The organism is Bradyrhizobium sp. 153 (assembly GCF_023073835.1).
In the GTDB taxonomy this organism is placed as follows: Bacteria; Pseudomonadota; Alphaproteobacteria; order Rhizobiales; family Xanthobacteraceae; genus Bradyrhizobium.
The window spans coordinates 79,449-96,555 of the sequence record NZ_JADPKH010000019.1 but is presented as its reverse complement, the minus strand read 5'-3'; the positions used below and the strand labels follow the sequence as shown (position 1 = coordinate 96,555).

The window sequence follows — 17,107 nt, the reverse complement described above, 5'->3', positions numbered from 1 at the left end:
CTGATCGCGGAATGCGCGCGCGGTCTACGCGAGATCGGATTTGGCCATCGCCTTCGCACCGGCGGTGATCGAGGCGACGATGTTCTGATAGCCGGTGCAGCGGCAGAGATTGCCTTCCAGCTCTTCGCGGATAGTGTGGTCGTCGAGCTCATGGCCCTTGCGATGCACGATGTCGATCGCGGTCATGATCATGCCGGGCGTGCAGAAGCCGCACTGCAGGCCATGATGCTCGCGGAAGGCCTCCTGCATCGGATGCAACGGCGCGCCATCCGCGGCGAGCCCCTCGATCGTCTTGACCTCGTGGCCATCGGCCATCACCGCCAGCGTGGTGCAGGACTTCACGGCCTTGCCATCGAGATGCACGACGCAGGCGCCGCACTGCGAGGTGTCGCAGCCGACATGGGTCCCGGTCAGCCGCAGATTCTCGCGCAGGAACTGCACCAGGAGGGTGCGGGGATCGACATTGGCCGTGACTGGATTGCCGTTCACGATGAGGGAGATTTTTGCCATAAGCACTCTCTATCAGCGCCCCGACGGGTCCCATCGAAGCGGTTCTTATAATTATTCCGACCCATCATATGGGCCATTATGCCCGGGAGCAACATCGCCCCGGACGCAAGGCGCCATGTCCAAAGGCGATAGCCTTTAGCCCTGTACCGCCTTGGCGAAGTTCGCGAAAAATTCGTCGGCCAGCTTCTTGGCGGCGCCGTTGATCAGGCGCTGGCCGAGCTGCGCCAACTTGCCGCCGATCTGCGCCTCGACGTCGTAGGAGAGCAGTGTGCCGCCGTCCTTCTCCGCGAGCCTGACGGCCGCGCCGCCCTTAGCGAAGCCGGCCACCCCACCCTCACCCTCACCGGAGATCTTGTAGCCGTTGGGCGGGTCGAGATCGGAGAGCATGACTTTGCCCTTGAAGCGCGCGGACACCGGGCCAACCTTCATTTTCGCCGTTGCGCGAAAGCCGCCGTCGTCGGTCTTCTCCAGCTCCTCGCAGCCGGGGATGCAGGCCTTCAGCACCTCGGGGTCGTTGAGCTTGTCCCACACGGCCTCGCGCGGCGCCGCAAGCTGAACTTCGCCGTTCATCGTCATGGCCATGGGTGCCTCCCGGATCGCACAACTATAATGCTGCTCAAGTAACGCACGGAGGCCGTAAAGGAAAGGGCGGCCCCCGGTCACGTGCAATGCATATTCGCAACTGCAAAAAGCTTGCGCCGATGGTTTGGGATTGGCACAGGCGGGCCATGGTGGTTAGGTCCCGCACAATATGAGCACATCCCTCTCCCCCCTGCTCGCGCCGATGCTGTCAAGCGCAGCCATGCGCGCGGTCTGCGACGATCGGTCGACCCTCCAGAACATGCTCGATTTCGAGGCAGCTCTGGCACGGGCCGAAGCCGCCACAGGTGTGATTCCCCCATCCGCGGTGGAGTCGATCGCGTCCGCCTGCAAGGCTGATGCCTTTGATATGGCAGCCCTGGCCGAGGCCGCGACGCGATCAGGCAATCTCGCGATTCCCCTGGTCAAGGCGCTGACCGCCAATGTCGGCAGGGCCGATGCGGAGGCCGCGCGTTACGTGCATTGGGGCGCGACCAGCCAGGACGTCATCGACACCGCGACCATGCTCACGCTGCGCGCGGGCATCGGTGCGTTGGACGCCGACCTCAGCCGCGCCATCAAGGGTCTTGCCGCATTGGCGCGCGCCCATCGCGCCACCGCGATGGTCGCGCGCACCTGGCTCCAGCACGCGCTGCCGATGCCGTTCGGGCTGAAGGCTGCCGAATACGCCGCAAGCCTTGCCCGCAGCCGCTGCCGCCTCAGGCGGCTCTCCCGCGAGGGTCTCGCGCTGCAATTCGGCGGCGCCGCCGGCACGCTCGCCGCGCTCGGCGACAAGGGACTAGCTGTTGCAGAGCGGCTGGCGCAGGAGCTGAACCTGCCATTGCCGGATGCGCCCTGGCACACCCATCGCGACCGCATCGCGGAGGCGGCGTCCTGCCTTGCGATTCTCGCCGGCAGTTGCGGCAAGATCGCCCGCGACGTCTCGCTGCTGATGCAGACCGACGTCGCCGAAGCGTTCGAACCCGCCGGCGAAGGCCGCGGCGGCTCCTCGACTATGCCGCACAAGCGCAACCCAGTCGCCGCCGCCAGCGCGCTTGGCGCTGCGACCATGGCCCCGCAACTCGCCGCGACGATTTTTGCCGCGCAAGTGCAGGACCACGAACGCAGCGCCGGCCCCTGGCACGCGGAATGGCCGACGCTGCCGCAATTGATGCTGGTCACCTCGGGCGCGCTTGCCGCCGTCGTTGACATCGCCGAGGGCCTTGACGTCGACACCGCGCGCATGCGCAGCAATCTCGATGCGACGCACGGCTTGATCATGGCGGAAGCGGTCACCTTTGCGCTGGCAGAGACGATCGGCAAGAGCGATGCGCATCATCTCGTCGAGGCCGCCAGCAAGCGCGCGGTCGCCGAGAAGAAGCATCTGCGCGAGGTACTGTCGGCTGATTCGCTTGTTACCGCTCATCTGCCGCCGGAAAAAATTGCGGCATTGTTCGAGCCGATGGCCTATCAAGGAGCTTCCCAAGCCCTGATCGACCGGCTGCTCGACAGCCTCGATCGCGAATAAGAACCGCGAATCCGACGGAGACGCCGCATGCCCATGATCGATGCCGACGGTTGCCTGCTCAACGTCTCGGTCGAGGGCCGCGACGGCGGACCGACCTTGATGCTCTCCAATTCGCTGGGCTGCACGCTGCAAATGTGGGAGCCGCAGATGAAGGCGCTGACGCAGGTGTTCCGCGTCATCCGCTACGACCGCCGCGGCCACGGCAAGTCCAACGTTCCGCCCGGTCCCTACACGATGGAGCGCTTCGGCCGCGACGTGCTCGCGATCCTCGACGATCTCAACATCGAGAAGGTGCATTGGTGCGGCCTGTCGATGGGCGGCATGGTCGGACAATGGCTGGGCGCGAACGCGCCGGAACGCTTCGGTAAGATCATCCTCGCCAACACCTCCTGCTATTATGCCGAACCGACCAAATGGCTGGAACGCATCGACGCTGTGAAGAAGGGCGGCATCGCGGCGGTCGCCGATGCCGTGCTTGCGGGCTGGCTGACCCAGGATTTCCGCGAGCGCGAGCCCGAGATCACCGCGAAGATGAAGTCGATGCTGCTTGCCTCGCCCGTCGAGGGCTATCTCGCCTGCTGCGAGGCGCTGTCGACGCTGGACCAGCGCGCGCTGCTTCCCAAGATCAAGAGCCCGACGCTGGTGATCGCCGGCCGCCATGACATGGCGACGCCGATCTCGGCGGGCGAGCTGATCCGCTCGAACATTCCCGGCGCCAGCATGACCATCATCGATGCCGCCCACATTTCTAACGTCGAGCAGCCGCACGCGTTTACAGATGCGGTGGTAGGATTTTTGACGCAGCGCTGATCTCACCACGCGTCATTGCGAGCGCAGCGAAGCAATCCAGACTGCCGTCTGCGGAAAGATTCTGGATTGCTTCGCTTCGCTCGCAATGACAGAGAGGAGGATAGATATGGACGACCAAAACCGCCGCGATGCCGGCATGAATGTACGCCGAAAAGTACTGGGCAATGCCTGGGTCGACAAGTCGATCGCGAACCGCAACGCCTTCAACACCGACTTCCAGGACCTGATCACCGGCTACGCCTGGGGCGAGATCTGGACGCGGCCGCATTTCGACGAGCGCACGCGACGGGTGCTGGTGATCGGCACCATGGTCGCGCTCGGGCAATGGGACGAATTCCGCCTGCACGTGCGCGCGGCGCTCGCCGAAGGCGGCTTCACGCCCGACGACATCAAGGAGATCCTGCTGCAGCAGGCGATCTATTGCGGCGTTCCGGCGGCGAACCACGCCGTGAAGGAAGCCTCAGCGATTGTGCAGGAGCTCGGCCTGCTCAAGACCTAGGGGAGCGGCGATCTCGACGGTCTTCGGCGCTGCCGCCGGCTTCTCGATCACCACGACGATGGCCGCGCCGAGCAGAAGCAGAAGCTCGGTCGCGTGCAGCCGGAGCGCGGCCATCTCGCCGACCTTCGAGGCCATCACCATGCTGGCAAACGAGATCAGACTGCCGATCGCCAGGGCAATGCCGAGCGCCTCGTCACTGCCGCCATTCTTCCGCGTGCGGCGGATGCAGAGCAGCGCGAGATAGATCAGAAAGAACGCCACGACGGTCAGCCGTCCCAGGGCCAGCAGCCAGGCGGCCCGCACCGTGCTCATCCCCGCCATGTCGAGATGGTCGCTGAGGAACAGGGCGACCGCGACGCTCGGCCGCTCGTAGAGGCCGTGCACCGGTGCGACCATGATGTTGAAGGCCACCAGCGTCCAGGCCGGGATGAAGTAGGCCGCCAGCAGCGCGCCGTTGACCGAGCCGATCCGCCAATTCCTGAACATGCCGCTTCCCGCTTGCTTGCCGAAAGCCCTCAACGGAAGGCAATGGCTTTGCCGGAGCTAACTCGCATCAGACTGTGGCGGCAATTTAAACCCTTTGTTTACCTTAACCGCCCGGCGGACCGGGCGCCCACAAAAAAGGCCCCGCCTTACGGCAGGGCCCCTCTTCACGTCTGGGCTCCCAAACTACTTGTCCTGACCCTGTTGCTGACCGGGCCGGTCGCCCTGGCGCATCGGATCCTGCTGCTGCTGTCCGGGTTTCTGGCCGCCGCCCTGCTGTTGCTGAGGCGTGCGCTGGCCGGGGTTCTGACTCTGCTGACCCGGATTCTGGTTCTGCTGCTTCGTCATTCGGGGGAACTCCCTTGTTGGACGTCAGAGGCGAGACAACGGCCACGCTCCATTTTGGTTGCTCAGGAACCCGATTCCTCGCGGTTCGAGGGAACCGAAGGCGAAAATGACCTCTGTACAAGCCTGGATGTCGACATCTGGCCAGTTGCAGCGTCCAGTTCCCTCCTGTTACAAAACTGGAAGAATGCTCAAGGGCTGCCGGGGCCCGAGGAGAACTTGCGACCTCTCTCTCGAAGAGCTCCCTTTGAGCCGCGTCAGGTTTGGTAACGGCAGCCCATGGATTATTTCGCCCAGCAGCTCATCAACGGTCTCGTCCTGGGCTCGATTTACGGCCTGATCGCGATCGGATACACGATGGTCTACGGCATCGTCGGCATGATCAACTTCGCCCATGGCGACGTCTTCATGATCGGCGGCTTCATTGCGCTGATTACCTTCCTGATTCTGATCTCGCTCGGCCTCACCGCAATCCCGGTGATCCTGCTCGTGGTTCTGCTGGTCTCGATGGCGATCACCGCGCTCTACGGCTGGACCATCGAGCGCATCGCCTACCGGCCGCTGCGTCATTCCTTCCGCCTCGCCCCGATGCTGTCGGCGATTGGTATGTCCTTCGTGCTGACCAACTACTCGCAGGTGGCGCAAGGCGCGCGCGTCAAGCCGATCCCGCCTTTCATCACCGGCGGCTACACGCTGCATGAGAGCCCGGACGGCTTCGTCATCCAGCTTTCCAACATCCAGATCATGGTGGTCATCACCACCATCGTGCTGTTGGCGATCTTCACCTGGCTGGTGTCACGCACCCGGCTCGGACGCGACATGCGCGCCTGCGAACAGGACCAGACCATGGCGGCGCTGCTCGGCGTCGACGTCGACCGCACCATCTCCATGACCTTCGTGATCGGCGCCGCGCTCGCCGCGGTCGCAGGCCTGATGTACCTGCTCTATTATGGCCTGGTGGATTTCTTCATGGGCTTCGTCGCCGGCATCAAGGCCTTCACCGCCGCCGTGCTCGGCGGCATCGGCTCGCTGCCCGGCGCCATGCTCGGCGGACTTGCGATCGGCCTGATCGAGACGTTCTGGTCGGCCTATTTCTCGGTGGAGTACAAGGACGTCGCCGCGTTCTCGATTCTGATTGTCGTGCTGATCTTCATGCCGACCGGCCTGCTCGGCCGTCCCGAAGTCGAAAAAGTCTGACGGACCGGCCCGCGTGACAACTCCCTCGACCATGTCCGACCATCGCCCAGCAGGCATCTCCTACATTTTGAAGAAATCCTTCCTTAGCGCGCTAATCGCGCTGGTGCTGTTCTCGCTGATGGTCGGCGTGCGCACCGAGGCAGGATCCTCCGGCCAGCTCACCTATTGGACGCGATTCGGCGAGGTCGCCTCCCTCGTCGCCGTGGTGTTCGGCGGCTCGATCGTGATGGAGCTATTGCGGCAATGGATCGGCTCGAGCGGTGCCGAGAAGCTGGTACCTCCGGCGGTGCAGAGCGGCATATCCTTCATCGGCCGCTACCTCGCGCCGGCGCTCCTGATCTTCACGCTGCTGGTGCCCGTGATCTTCTATAACCAGCGCTACATCCTCGACCTCGCGATCCTCGTGCTCACCTATGTCATGCTGGGCTGGGGGTTGAACGTCGTGGTCGGCCTCGCCGGCCTGCTCGATCTCGGCTACGTCGCCTTCTATGCCGTCGGCGCCTATTCCTACGGGCTGCTCGCCACCAATTTCGGCTGGTCGTTCTGGATCTGCCTGCCGCTCGCCGGCATCCTCGCCGCATTCTGGGGCGTGCTGCTCGGCTTCCCCGTCCTGCGCCTGCGCGGCGACTATCTCGCGATCGTGACACTCGCCTTCGGCGAGATCATCCGCCTCGTCATCATCAATTGGCAGGAGCTCACCGGCGGTCCCAACGGCGTCTCGGGCATTCCCCGGCCCTCCTTCTTCGGCATCCCGCTCGACAACAGCGACGACGGGCTAGCTGCCAAGCTCGGCATCGAATATTCGCCGACCCACCGCATCGTCTTCCTGTTCTATCTGATCCTGGCGCTGGCGCTTCTCACCAACTGGGTCACGATTCGCCTGCGCCGCCTGCCGATCGGGCGGGCCTGGGAAGCCTTGCGCGAGGACGAGGTCGCCTGCCGCGCGCTCGGCATCAACACCACGACCACCAAGCTCACGGCATTTGCGACGGGCGCCATGTTCGGCGGCTTCGCCGGCGCGTTCTTCGCCACGCGCCAGGGCTTCATCAGCCCGGAATCCTTCACCTTCCAGGAATCGGCGCTGGTGCTCGCCATCGTCGTGCTCGGTGGCATGGGGTCGCAGCTCGGCGTTGCGCTCGCGGCGCTCGCCATGATCGGCGGCTTCGAGCTGTTCCGCAGCCTTGAGACTTACCGCATGCTGGTGTTCGGCATGGCGATGGTGCTCATCATGATCTGGCGGCCGCGCGGCCTGATCGGCCATCGCGCCCCCACCGTGTATCTGACCAAGGCGCATGCGATCTCCTCCGATCTCGTCAAGGAAGGGCACGGATGAGCCGCGACCAGATTCTCAGCGTCGACCGGCTCACGATGCGCTTCGGCGGCATCGTCGCCGTGCAGGACCTGTCGCTCTCGGCGGAGCGGAAGAAGATTACCGCATTGATCGGCCCGAACGGCGCCGGCAAGACCACCGTCTTCAACTGCATCACCGGCTTCTACAAGCCGAGCGGCGGCAGCATCCGCCTGAAGCATGACGACGGCAAGCTGATCGCACTGGAGAGCCTGAACGATTTCCGCATCGCCAAGCAGGCCAAGGTGGCGCGCACCTTTCAGAACATCCGCCTGTTTCCCGGCATGACCGCGCTGGAGAACCTGATGGTGGCGCAGCACAACGCGCTGATGCGCGCCTCCGGCTTCACCCTCCTCGGTCTCCTCGGCGTGCCCGCCTACCGCGACGCCGAAAAGCGCGCGATTGATCTCGCCACCGAGTGGCTCCAACGGGTCAACCTGCTCGAGCGCGCCGACGACGCTGCCGGCAATTTCGCCTATGGCGACCAGCGCCGGCTCGAGATCGCCCGCGCGATGTGCACCGAGCCCGCGCTATTGTGCCTGGACGAGCCCGCCGCTGGCCTCAATGCACGCGAGAGCGCGGCCTTGAGCGAGCTCCTGCTCTCGATCCGCAACGAGCTCGGCACCTCGATCCTGCTGATCGAGCACGACATGTCGGTGGTGATGGAAATCTCCGACCACATCGTGGTGATGGACCATGGCGTCAAGATTGCGGAAGGCTCTCCGCGCGACGTCCGCGACGATCCCAAGGTGATCGCCGCCTATCTCGGCGCCGACGAGGACGAGGCGGTGGCCGTGATGGAGGGCGGGACGTGACGTCTGCGCCCAATCCCCTGCTCGCGATCCGCAGCCTTCGCGCCGCCTACGGCAAGATCGAGGCGCTGAAGGGCGTCGATGTCGAGATCAATGCCGGCGAGATCGTTGCCCTGATCGGCGCCAACGGCGCCGGCAAGTCGACGCTGATGATGACGATCTTCGGCAAGCCGCGCGCCCGTGCCGGCCAGATCCTGTACGAAGGCCGCGATATCACCGACGTTCCCACCCACGAGATCGCGCATTTGCGCATCGCGCAATCGCCGGAAGGCCGCCGCATCTTCCCGCGCATGAGCGTTGCGGAAAACCTTCAGATGGGAGCGGATGCCACCGAATGCACGGATGTGGAGCGCGAGGTGACGCTCCAGCGCGTGTTCACGCTGTTTCCGCGGCTAAAGGAACGCTATGCCCAGCGCGGTGGAACCCTGTCCGGTGGCGAGCAGCAGATGCTGGCAATTGGCCGCGCGCTGATGAGCCGCCCCCGCCTGCTCCTGCTCGACGAGCCCTCGCTCGGGTTGGCTCCGTTGATCGCCCGTCAGATTTTCGATGCGATCCGCACCCTGAACCGGCAGGATGGTCTGACCGTTCTGATCGTCGAGCAGAACGCCAACCATGCGCTCAAGCTCGCCCATCGCGGCTATGTCATGGTCAATGGCCTGATCACCTTGGCCGGGACCGGCGCCGAGTTGTTGCAGCGCCCCGAGATTCGCGCCGCCTACCTCGAAGGCGGCCGGCGCGGCTGACGCCCGCCGAAGCCGGACAAGGGCCGACCCACGTGCGGGCCGAATGTGGCGAGATATCTCCGCCGATGCCCGTATTTTGCCGGTGACTTCTCCTCAAATTCATTCGAGAATGGCGCCGGTTTGAACCGGGCAAGCCCGGCAACTTCCACAGGCGACCACCCGCGAGGTATCTCATGAAATCACTGAAGCTCATCGGCCTGGCATTCGGCGCATCGCTCGCGCTCTCGAGCGCGGCATTCGCGCAGGATGTCACCGTCGCAGTCGCAGGCCCGATGACCGGCGGCGAGTCCGCCTTCGGCCGCCAGATGAAGAATGGCGCCGAGATGGCCGTGGCCGACATCAACGCCGCCGGCGGTCTCAACGGCAAGAAGCTGGCCCTGTCCGTCGAGGACGACGCTTGCGATCCGAAGCAGGCGCGCTCGATCGCCGAGAAGATCGCCGGCGCGAAAATCCCGTTCGTGGCCGGGCATTATTGCTCGTCCTCGTCGATTCCCGCTTCGGAGGCCTATGCCGACGGCAACGTGCTCCAGATCACGCCGGCCTCGACCAACCCGCTGTTCACCGAGCGCAAGCTCTGGAACGTGGCGCGCGTCTGCGGCCGCGACGACCAGCAAGGCCTGATCGCGGCGCAATACATCGCCAAGAATTACAAGGGCAAGAACATCGCGATCCTCAACGACAAGACCACCTACGGCAAGGGTCTTGCCGACGAGACCAAGAAGGCGCTCAACAAGGCCGGCATCACCGAGAAGATGTACGAGTCCTACAACAAGGGTGACAAAGACTTCAACGCCATCGTCTCGCGCCTGAAGCGTGACAACATCGATCTCGTCTATGTCGGCGGCTATCATCAGGAGAGCGGCCTGATCCTGCGTCAGATGCGCGATCAGGGCCTCAAGACCGTGCTAATGGCCGGCGACGCGCTCGCCGACAAGGAGTACGCCTCCATCACCGGTCCGGCCGGCGAAGGCACGCTGTTCACCTTCGGCCCCGATCCGCGCAATAAGCCGACGGCGAAGAAGATCGTCGAGGCGTTCAAGGCCAAGGGCATCGATCCCGAGGGCTATACGCTCTACACCTACGCGGCGATGCAGGTCTGGTCGCAGGCGGCCAAGAAGGCCGGCACCACCGACGCCAAGAAGGTCATGGAGACGATCAAGGCCGGCAAGTGGGACACCGTGATCGGCCCGATCGAGTATGACGCCAAGGGCGACATCAAGCAGATCGACTACGTCGTCTACAAATGGGATGCCAAGGGCGGTTACGTCGAGATCAGGGGCAACGGCACCTAACCCCGCTAGAGTGGCCTCAGACCGACCAATCATCACCACGCCCCGGCTCGCCCCGGGGCGTTCTTCTTGCGTGAGGTCAGACCGCGGCCGGCAGCTCGCCGCTCGGCGCCGCCTCGGCCTTTCGCAGAGCTTGCAGGAGATCATTCGGTCGAAACGGCTTTTGCAGGCAGACCACATTGGCGAGGTGGGGCGATTGGTCCATGAAATCGAGCGTCGTCATTCCGGACACCGCAATGACGGGGAGCGCAGGCGCGCGCTCGCGCAGGGCCGCGATGACATCCAGGCCGTTGGTATCACCGAGGAAGATGTCGACGATCGCCCCGTCAAAGGGGCTTTCCGCGAAGGCTTTCAGCCCCGCCGCACCGCTTTTGGCCTCCACGACCTCGAAACCATTGACCCGAAGCACGATCGCGACCATCGCGCGGACGTCCTTTTGGTCGTCGATGACGAGAACGCGGGGCATGGGACAACTCTCGATATCGAAATCAGATCGCCTGATTTAAACCTGGAACCCGCCGCGGCGGAGGGGCATTATGACACCGTCCAGTAAAGCCCATCTTACCGATCCCTGCTCCGCGTTCTCACCAGAATTAAGTAAGCTGTAATCGTCGGTTGAGTCGTAAGCCGGTTCCGTTCACGATGAGCGCCAGAACCCGCTACCATGAACGGGCTCGCAGTCGAATGAGACTAGCGGAGATGCTCAAGACCCTGCTGAAGACCGACCAGCTCAAAATCGACCTGCGAGAGGTGGACGTGCCTGCAACGATCGACCGAAGCACATTTCTTTCGACCCTGCCGGCCACCTCGACCGACCGCGCTGCGGCATTGACGATTGTCGGCGTGTCCTCGATCCTGTTCGCAGCGGCTGTACCCTTCGCGGGTATCCCGCTACTGCCGGTCCCCGCCTTCGTCGCGAGTTACCAATCGGCGCTCGCCATCAGCGACATCGTCACGGCAGTGCTGCTGCTCTCGCAATTCGCAGTCTTGCGGACTCGTGCATTGCTATGGCTCGCGACCGGTTATCTCTTCACCGCCGCAGCGGCACTGGTCCATGCCCTCACCTTCCCCGGCCTGTTCACACCAACCGGGCTCTTCGGCGCGGGCCGGCAAACCACGGTCTGGCTCTACATGATCTGGCACGGCGTCTTCCCGCTATGCGTGCTGGGCTATGCCTGGCTGAAGGAAAAGGACGGAGGCTCCCGGCTCCGGGGTGCGACGAGCAGTGCGATCTATGCCTGCGTGCTCGGAATCATCGTCGCGATGGCCGTCTGCACCTGGATCGTCACCGCGCAACACGATCTGTTGCCGGTCCTGCTGCGCGACGGCCACTACACGCCGACCATGATCGGCGTCGTGTCCTTCGTGTGGTCGCTGAGTTTTGCCGCGCTTGTCTCGCTCTGGTTCCGCAGACCGCATACGGTCATCGACGTCTGGCTCATGGTCGTCATGTGCGCCTGGCTGTTCGACATCGCGCTGTCGGCGATCGTCAACGTCGCGCGCTTCGACCTCGGCTTCTATGCCGGCCGGCTCTACGGCCTCGCCGCAGCGACCTTCGTGCTCGCGGTGCTCCTCATCGAGAATGTCCGTCTTCAGGCGCACACGATGGGCCTCGTCGGCAGGTTGCGCCAGCAATCGGCTTCGGAACGCGACTATTACGGCAAGCGCCTCGCGCTATATGGCGCGGTGATCGAGTCCTCCAACGACGCCATCATCACGAAAACGCTCGACGGCATCATCACCGGCTGGAACAAGGCCGCCGAGCATCTGTTCGGCTATTCCGCTGCGGAAGCCGTCGGCCAGCCAATCGACATCATCGTGCCGCCGGACCGCAAGGGCGAAGTCAGGAGCATCCTCAACCGGGTCGCCAGCAACGAGTCGATCGCCCAGCACGAGACGGTCCGCATCCGAAAAGACGGACGCCCACTCGACGTCGTCCTGAATATCTCTCCCCTGCGCACAGATCAGGGCGAGATCATCGGCGCCTCCAAGATCGCCCACGACATTACCGAAGAGAAGCAGGCGAGAGAGAAGCTTCGCCGCGAGACTGAAGAACGCCAGCGCATCTTCGAGACATCGCAGGACCTGATCCTGGTCACCGACGGCTATGGCAATTTCGTCCAGGTCAGCCCGAGCGTGAAGAACATTCTCGGCTACAGCCCCGAGGACATGGTCGGGCACAGCGCGACCGAGTTCATCCATCCTGACGATCTGGAGAAGACGCGGAGCGAGATGCGCGCAGCCCGGCGTGGCGCGGTCAAGCGCAGCTTCGAGGCGCGCTACTACCATTACGACGGTCACGAGGTCACGCTGAACTGGATGGGCACCTGGTCGGAGCCGGTGAAACGCCATTTCTTCATCGGCCGCGATCTCACCGACAAGCAGGCGGCCGAGGCCCAGCTCCGGCAGGTCCAGAAGATGGATTCGATCGGCCAGTTGACCGGCGGCGTCGCTCACGACTTCAACAACGTGCTGACCGTCATCACGGGCACGATCGGCATTCTCAGCGACGCCGTCGCCGACAGGCCGGAGCTTGCCGCCATCACCAAGTTGATCGACGATGCGGCTGAACGCGGCGCGCAACTGACCAAGCACCTGCTCGCCTTCGCACGCAAGCAGCCGCTCCAGCCGCGCGAGATCGACGTTAATGCACTGGTGCTCGAAGCTGCCAAGCTGCTGCATCCGACCCTGGGCGAGCAGATCACGATCTTGCCGCAGCTCACCGAGGACGCCTGGCCCGCGCTGGTCGATCCGGGCCAGCTCTCCACCGCGATCCTGAATCTCGCATTGAACGCGCGCGATGCCATGCCCGACGGCGGCACCTTGGTGCTGGAGACGCGCAACATCTTCCTCGACGACGGCTATGCCAGTATGAATCCCGACGTGGTCGCCGGCAATTACGTGATGATCGCCGTCAGCGACACCGGCACCGGAATTCCGCCGGACCTGATCGACCGGGTATTCGATCCCTTCTTCACCACCAAGGAGGTTGGCAAGGGCACCGGCCTGGGCTTGAGCATGGTGTTCGGCTTCGTCAAGCAGTCGGGCGGCCACATCAAAATCTACAGCGAGCAAGGCCACGGCACGAGCGTGAAGATCTACCTGCCGCGCTCGACCGGGGTGCAGGAGACCGCGTTCGAGGCGCTCCAGAATGCGCCGATCGCCGGCGGCAATGAGAAGATCCTGATCGTCGAGGACGACGCCCTGGTGCGGCAATATGTTGTGACGCAGGTCAGGAGCCTCGGCTATACCGCGCTCGAGGCCGCCAACGGCGCCGAGGCCCTCACCATTATCGACAACGACAAGACCATCGACCTGCTTTTCACCGACATCATCATGCCAGGCAACATGAACGGCCGCCAGCTTGCCGACGAAGCGCAGAAGCGCCGCCCCGACCTGAAGACGCTATTCACCTCGGGCTACACCGAGAACGCCATCGTCCATCACGGCCGGCTCGATTCCGGCGTGCTGCTGCTGGCCAAGCCCTACCGCAAATCCGAGCTCGCCAAGATGCTCAGGGCGGCCCTCGCCAGTTGAGCCTGCGACGTCTCTGCGCTATCGCAGAGGCGAACTCCTCTCAGCTCGCGAGGCCAGTTTGAAGAATCTCCTCACCGACGTTGCCGGCGTCCGCGTCGGCCATGCCGAAGACGCAAAAGTCGCCTCTGGCGCGACCGCGGTCATCTTCGATTCTCCCGCGATCGCCGCGATCGACGTTCGCGGCGGCGGACCCGGCACACGCGAGGACGCATTGCTCGATCTTGCCAACACCGTCGAGCGCATCGACGCCATCGCGCTGTCGGGCGGTTCCGCCTTTGGCCTCGATACCGGCGGCGGCGTGCAGGCCTGGCTCGCCGAGCAGGGCCGCGGCCACCGGGTTCGCGAAGCGCTGATCCCGATCGTGCCGGGCGCGATCCTGTTCGATCTCCTCAACGGCGGCGACAAGGCCTGGGGACGCTTCTCGCCCTATCGCGAGCTCGGCTACGCCGCGGCAGCCGCCGCTGGCACGGACTTCGCGCTCGGCAGCGTCGGCGCCGGCCTCGGTGCCACCACCGCAACGTTCAAGGGCGGGCTGGGCTCGGCCTCGGCGCTGACGCCCGACGGTGTCAAGGTCGCGGCGATCGTCGCCGTCAACGCGGTGGGCAGCGTCACCGTCGGCAACGGACCGTGGTTCTGGGCGGCGCCGTTCGAGGTGGACGGCGAATTCGGCGGACGCGGCCTGCCGGACAAGTTCACCGACGACATGCTCCGCATGCGCATCAAGGGCGGTCCTGCCGCGAGCGCGCGCGAAAACACCACGATCGGCGTCGTCGTCACCGACGCGGTGCTGACCAAGCCCCAGGCCAAGCGGCTGGCGATGATCGCGCATACCGGCTTTGCCCGCGCGATCTATCCGGTGCATGCGCCGACCGACGGCGACGTGCTGTTCGCCGCCGCGACCTGCGTGAAGCCGATCGAGCCGCTGGTCGGCCTCACCGAACTCGGCACGGTCGCAGCCAACGTGGTCGCGCGTGCCATCGCCCGCGGCGTTTACGGCGCGACGGCCCTGCCGTTCGCCGGGGCGCAGCCGGCGTGGAACGATCGCTTCGGAGAGCAACGAAACGCCTGACATGGCGTTATTCCGACGGAGCCAAGGTGCACCGTCATGCCGTCGTCAGTGATCCGCTTCTTTCGCTATGCGCCCGATACGCGTGAGCTGAAGGTGACTTTCGTCAGCGGTCGCCTGTATGTCTACGAGGACGTTCCGGCCGAGGTCGCGGCCGCGTTCAGTCAGGCCCGCTCAAAGGGATCGTTCTTCAACCGCGAAATCCGCGATCGGTATGCCTATCGTGACACTACCCACGACTACGTAGGCTAAAGCGCGATGAGATCAGGATGAACGTCATTGCGCTTTGGGTTATTGGTTGAGCATGATCTATTCGGACAACCGCTGCACGCTTTCCCAGATCATGCTGTAGCCTGGATCCCGCTCACACGCTCATTGACGTCGAAGAAGCGGTGGACGCGGCCTGCGCCTGGCGCTGCATCATCTGCCCGAACCAGTCATACGGCGAATTGCCGCCACTATTCGCGGTTGACGAGCGGGACGCGCCAGGGACCGTCGTCGACATCTTGAAGCCGTCCGCATAGGTGACGGTGGTGATGGTCGAGCCATCGGCATTGGTCGTCGTCGTCGAGGTCGATCCTCTGCTTGCCTTCGAGGATTCCGATCCGCCGCCTGCCGCATCGCCCGATCCGCCGGCGCTTTGCGCCTGATGGCGGCCATGGCCGCTCGTCAGCGCCTTCGTCATTTCGCCGAGGTTGATGCTGTCATCCGAATTCGCATCCATCTTCGAGAACACGTCATCGGCCTGTGCGAGATTGGTGCCGCCGGCACTGAGCGCGTCCTCGAACTCGGCCTTCGTGATCTTGCCGTCGCCGTCCGCATCGATCTGCGAGAACAGATCTTTCAGCGCCGCCTGCCGGCCCTTCGAGGTCGAGGGCGCCGATGAGGTCGAACTGGTCGCGCCGCTCGCACCATCGGTCGACTGACTCTGCGCGGCGAGCAGCGCCGTCATGGTCGCCGGCGCGATCTGTGGCGGACTGCCTGAGCCGACCAACGAGGACGTCATGCTGCTGCTGTCGATCGCGAACGGGTTGGTCGCGCCTTGCGGAGATCCGGTCTTATGCGTCGATCCGGCCTTCTGCGTTGCCGATGACGACTTCGAGTTCGTCAACGACTGGATCGCGTCGAGCGCACTCGATACCGCGCCAAGGGCAAACAACATTGCACAACTCCAACCCGATGCGGCATGCCGCGGCCAATGTTCCGAACGACGTCAGCAAGCGTCGTGCCAGCGTCAAAAGCTCAACAAAATCCGCCTTCGCTGCGCCTTGCACAGCCCGGGAACACCGGCAATTCGTGCCGGTCGCGGCAGAAATTTCCGCCCACAGGAAGCAGCCTCCCCCTGCATTGCCCGCCGCAGAGGCCCATGTTAGGCGAGGCCATTCTTCTTCGGCCGCCACCCGGAAAACGCGCCATGACCCAAGCTTTCGCCCCCCGTCCCCTGGCCATCGCGCCCTCGATCCTCGCCTCGGACTTCTCAAGGCTCGGCGAGGAGGTGCGCGCGGTGGACGCGGCAGGCGCCGACTGGATCCATCTCGATGTGATGGATGGACACTTCGTTCCCAACATCTCCTACGGTCCCGAGGTCATCAAGGCGATGCGCCCGCATACGAAGAAGATCTTCGACGCGCACCTGATGATCTCGCCCTGCGACCCCTATCTTGAGGCTTTCGCGAAAGCCGGCTGCGACCACATCACGGTGCATGCGGAGGCAGGTCCCCATCTGCACCGTTCGCTCCAGGCCATTCGCGGCCTCGGCAAGAAGGCGGGCGTGTCGCTCAACCCGGGCACGCCGATCAGCGCGCTCGAATACGTCCTCGACCTGGTCGATCTCGTGCTGGTGATGTCGGTCAATCCCGGCTTCGGCGGCCAGGCCTTCATCCCCTCCGCGATCGGCAAGATCCGCGACATCCGCGCGATGATTGCGGGACGCCCGATCGACATCGAGGTCGATGGCGGTGTCGGTCCTGACGTTGCCGGCCCGCTTGCGGCCGCCGGCGCCAACGCCTTCGTCGCCGGCACCTCCGTGTTCAGGGGCGGCACGCAGGAGGCCTACAAGACCAACATCGCTGCCATCCGCAACGCAGCCGCAGGCGCACGCGGCGAAGCGATTTGAGCTGGATCGGGAGTCCGCAAACCTGCAGCTCCCAAGTGTTGCGGCGCGCAATGCCTAAACGGAATCTTGATCCGTACTCATCCGGACTTCCCTGATTCGCGCAAATCACCGCAAGTGACTCCTGCCTGCTTTTGACGGGAGCACATCATGACGACGACCCTGGTTTGGACTGGCGTAGCGTTGTGGTTTGGATTGAATGCTGCGATTGCAGCTCGCAGCCTCTACATGGCGCGACCGGTGAAGGC

18 protein-coding genes are annotated in these 17,107 nt (G+C 64.2%); 12 read left to right on the top strand and 6 right to left on the bottom strand.

Annotated features, from left to right (window positions below; all coding sequences use genetic code 11):
- Positions 1–24: 24 nt before the first annotated feature.
- Both IVA91_RS05250 and IVA91_RS05245 read right to left on the bottom strand, forming a co-directional pair.
- The gene (locus IVA91_RS05250; RefSeq protein ID WP_247280731.1) at positions 25–510 is read right to left on the bottom strand and encodes a (2Fe-2S)-binding protein; all 486 of its coding nucleotides are present in this window, start codon (positions 508–510) and stop codon (positions 25–27) included.
- A 135-nt stretch (positions 511–645) separates the two neighbouring features.
- Entirely contained in the window at positions 646–1,092 is a 447-nt protein-coding gene (locus tag IVA91_RS05245) for a carbon monoxide dehydrogenase subunit G (RefSeq protein WP_247280730.1), read from the bottom strand.
- A 169-nt stretch (positions 1,093–1,261) separates the two neighbouring features.
- Between IVA91_RS05245 and IVA91_RS05240 the strand changes: the two genes are divergently transcribed.
- The 3 genes from IVA91_RS05240 to IVA91_RS05230 all read left to right on the top strand — a co-directional run bounded on the left by IVA91_RS05240 (position 1,262) and on the right by IVA91_RS05230 (position 3,926).
- Positions 1,262–2,617, top strand: coding sequence for a 3-carboxy-cis,cis-muconate cycloisomerase (locus IVA91_RS05240; RefSeq protein ID WP_247280729.1), 1,356 nt, complete (start codon positions 1,262–1,264; stop codon positions 2,615–2,617).
- 27 nt (positions 2,618–2,644) lie between these two features.
- Entirely contained in the window at positions 2,645–3,427 is a 783-nt protein-coding gene (pcaD, locus tag IVA91_RS05235; RefSeq protein WP_247280728.1) for a 3-oxoadipate enol-lactonase, read from the top strand.
- A 106-nt stretch (positions 3,428–3,533) separates the two neighbouring features.
- Positions 3,534–3,926 (top strand): carboxymuconolactone decarboxylase family protein, encoded by a 393-nt coding sequence (locus IVA91_RS05230; RefSeq protein WP_247280727.1) that lies wholly within the window; start codon positions 3,534–3,536, stop codon positions 3,924–3,926.
- Here IVA91_RS05230 and IVA91_RS05225 read toward each other — a convergent pair.
- Positions 3,888–4,412, bottom strand: a complete 525-nt coding sequence (locus IVA91_RS05225; protein ID WP_247280726.1) for a hypothetical protein — start codon at positions 4,410–4,412, stop codon at positions 3,888–3,890. The two genes, IVA91_RS05230 and IVA91_RS05225, sit on opposite strands and share 39 nt — an antisense overlap.
- Positions 4,413–4,595: 183 nt before the next feature.
- Positions 4,596–4,757 carry a hypothetical protein gene (locus IVA91_RS05220; protein WP_164934786.1) on the bottom strand — a complete coding sequence of 54 codons (162 nt, stop codon included), beginning with the start codon at positions 4,755–4,757 and terminating at the stop codon, positions 4,596–4,598.
- Positions 4,758–5,033: 276 nt separating this feature from the next.
- Between IVA91_RS05220 and IVA91_RS05215 the strand changes: the two genes are divergently transcribed.
- The 5 genes from IVA91_RS05215 to IVA91_RS05195 all read left to right on the top strand — a co-directional run bounded on the left by IVA91_RS05215 (position 5,034) and on the right by IVA91_RS05195 (position 10,146).
- A complete protein-coding gene (locus IVA91_RS05215; RefSeq protein WP_247280725.1) occupies positions 5,034–5,951 on the top strand; it encodes a branched-chain amino acid ABC transporter permease LivH in 918 nt (305 codons plus the stop codon).
- Between the two features lie 31 nt (positions 5,952–5,982).
- Positions 5,983–7,284, top strand: coding sequence for a high-affinity branched-chain amino acid ABC transporter permease LivM (gene livM / locus IVA91_RS05210; protein ID WP_247280767.1), 1,302 nt, complete (start codon positions 5,983–5,985; stop codon positions 7,282–7,284).
- Positions 7,281–8,114 (top strand): ATP-binding cassette domain-containing protein, encoded by an 834-nt coding sequence (locus IVA91_RS05205; RefSeq protein ID WP_247280724.1) that lies wholly within the window; start codon positions 7,281–7,283, stop codon positions 8,112–8,114. Before livM ends, IVA91_RS05205 begins: the two co-directional genes overlap by 4 nt.
- Complete coding sequence (locus tag IVA91_RS05200; RefSeq protein WP_247280723.1) at positions 8,111–8,854, top strand: ABC transporter ATP-binding protein; 744 nt, start codon at positions 8,111–8,113, stop codon at positions 8,852–8,854. Before IVA91_RS05205 ends, IVA91_RS05200 begins: the two co-directional genes overlap by 4 nt.
- Positions 8,855–9,027: 173 nt before the next feature.
- Positions 9,028–10,146 carry a branched-chain amino acid ABC transporter substrate-binding protein gene (locus IVA91_RS05195; protein ID WP_247280722.1) on the top strand — a complete coding sequence of 373 codons (1,119 nt, stop codon included), beginning with the start codon at positions 9,028–9,030 and terminating at the stop codon, positions 10,144–10,146.
- Positions 10,147–10,222: 76 nt separating this feature from the next.
- On the opposite strand, the gene IVA91_RS05190 is transcribed toward IVA91_RS05195, so the two are convergent.
- On the bottom strand, positions 10,223–10,609 hold the full coding sequence (locus IVA91_RS05190) for a response regulator (RefSeq protein ID WP_247280721.1): 387 nt from the start codon (positions 10,607–10,609) through the stop codon (positions 10,223–10,225).
- Positions 10,610–10,842: 233 nt separating this feature from the next.
- On the opposite strand from IVA91_RS05190, the gene IVA91_RS05185 reads away from it, so the two are divergent.
- The 3 genes from IVA91_RS05185 to IVA91_RS05175 are packed head-to-tail and all read left to right on the top strand — an operon-like array spanning position 10,843 to position 14,998.
- Positions 10,843–13,680, top strand: a complete 2,838-nt coding sequence (locus tag IVA91_RS05185; protein ID WP_247280720.1) for a PAS domain S-box protein — start codon at positions 10,843–10,845, stop codon at positions 13,678–13,680.
- A gap of 58 nt (positions 13,681–13,738) precedes the next feature.
- Positions 13,739–14,749 carry a P1 family peptidase gene (locus IVA91_RS05180; protein WP_247280719.1) on the top strand — a complete coding sequence of 337 codons (1,011 nt, stop codon included), beginning with the start codon at positions 13,739–13,741 and terminating at the stop codon, positions 14,747–14,749.
- Positions 14,750–14,785: 36 nt separating this feature from the next.
- A complete protein-coding gene (locus IVA91_RS05175; protein WP_247280718.1) occupies positions 14,786–14,998 on the top strand; it encodes a KTSC domain-containing protein in 213 nt (70 codons plus the stop codon).
- Positions 14,999–15,110: 112 nt separating this feature from the next.
- Here the strand turns inward: IVA91_RS05175 and IVA91_RS05170 are convergent, their stop codons facing one another.
- On the bottom strand, positions 15,111–15,908 hold the full coding sequence (locus tag IVA91_RS05170) for an EF-hand domain-containing protein (protein ID WP_247280717.1): 798 nt from the start codon (positions 15,906–15,908) through the stop codon (positions 15,111–15,113).
- A 252-nt stretch (positions 15,909–16,160) separates the two neighbouring features.
- On the opposite strand from IVA91_RS05170, the gene rpe reads away from it, so the two are divergent.
- Positions 16,161–16,862 (top strand): ribulose-phosphate 3-epimerase, encoded by a 702-nt coding sequence (rpe, locus tag IVA91_RS05165; RefSeq protein ID WP_247280716.1) that lies wholly within the window; start codon positions 16,161–16,163, stop codon positions 16,860–16,862.
- Positions 16,863–17,107: the final 245 nt, after the last annotated feature.

Excerpts from the sequence above, each read along its gene's own strand:
- IVA91_RS05250 (WP_247280731.1), bottom strand. The coding sequence starts at position 510 with ATGGCAAAAATCTCCCTCATCGTGAACGGCAATCCAGTCACGGCCAAT.
- IVA91_RS05245 (WP_247280730.1), bottom strand. The coding sequence starts at position 1,092 with ATGGCCATGACGATGAACGGCGAAGTTCAGCTTGCGGCGCCGCGCGAG.
- IVA91_RS05240 (WP_247280729.1), top strand. The coding sequence starts at position 1,262 with ATGAGCACATCCCTCTCCCCCCTGCTCGCGCCGATGCTGTCAAGCGCA.
- pcaD (WP_247280728.1), top strand. The coding sequence starts at position 2,645 with ATGCCCATGATCGATGCCGACGGTTGCCTGCTCAACGTCTCGGTCGAG.
- IVA91_RS05230 (WP_247280727.1), top strand. The coding sequence starts at position 3,534 with ATGGACGACCAAAACCGCCGCGATGCCGGCATGAATGTACGCCGAAAA.
- IVA91_RS05225 (WP_247280726.1), bottom strand. The coding sequence starts at position 4,412 with ATGTTCAGGAATTGGCGGATCGGCTCGGTCAACGGCGCGCTGCTGGCG.
- IVA91_RS05220 (WP_164934786.1), bottom strand. The coding sequence starts at position 4,757 with ATGACGAAGCAGCAGAACCAGAATCCGGGTCAGCAGAGTCAGAACCCC.
- IVA91_RS05215 (WP_247280725.1), top strand. The coding sequence starts at position 5,034 with ATGGATTATTTCGCCCAGCAGCTCATCAACGGTCTCGTCCTGGGCTCG.
- livM (WP_247280767.1), top strand. The coding sequence starts at position 5,983 with ATGTCCGACCATCGCCCAGCAGGCATCTCCTACATTTTGAAGAAATCC.
- IVA91_RS05205 (WP_247280724.1), top strand. The coding sequence starts at position 7,281 with ATGAGCCGCGACCAGATTCTCAGCGTCGACCGGCTCACGATGCGCTTC.
- IVA91_RS05195 (WP_247280722.1), top strand. The coding sequence starts at position 9,028 with ATGAAATCACTGAAGCTCATCGGCCTGGCATTCGGCGCATCGCTCGCG.
- IVA91_RS05190 (WP_247280721.1), bottom strand. The coding sequence starts at position 10,609 with ATGCCCCGCGTTCTCGTCATCGACGACCAAAAGGACGTCCGCGCGATG.
- IVA91_RS05185 (WP_247280720.1), top strand. The coding sequence starts at position 10,843 with ATGCTCAAGACCCTGCTGAAGACCGACCAGCTCAAAATCGACCTGCGA.
- IVA91_RS05175 (WP_247280718.1), top strand. The coding sequence starts at position 14,786 with ATGCCGTCGTCAGTGATCCGCTTCTTTCGCTATGCGCCCGATACGCGT.
- IVA91_RS05170 (WP_247280717.1), bottom strand. The coding sequence starts at position 15,908 with ATGTTGTTTGCCCTTGGCGCGGTATCGAGTGCGCTCGACGCGATCCAG.
- rpe (WP_247280716.1), top strand. The coding sequence starts at position 16,161 with ATGACCCAAGCTTTCGCCCCCCGTCCCCTGGCCATCGCGCCCTCGATC.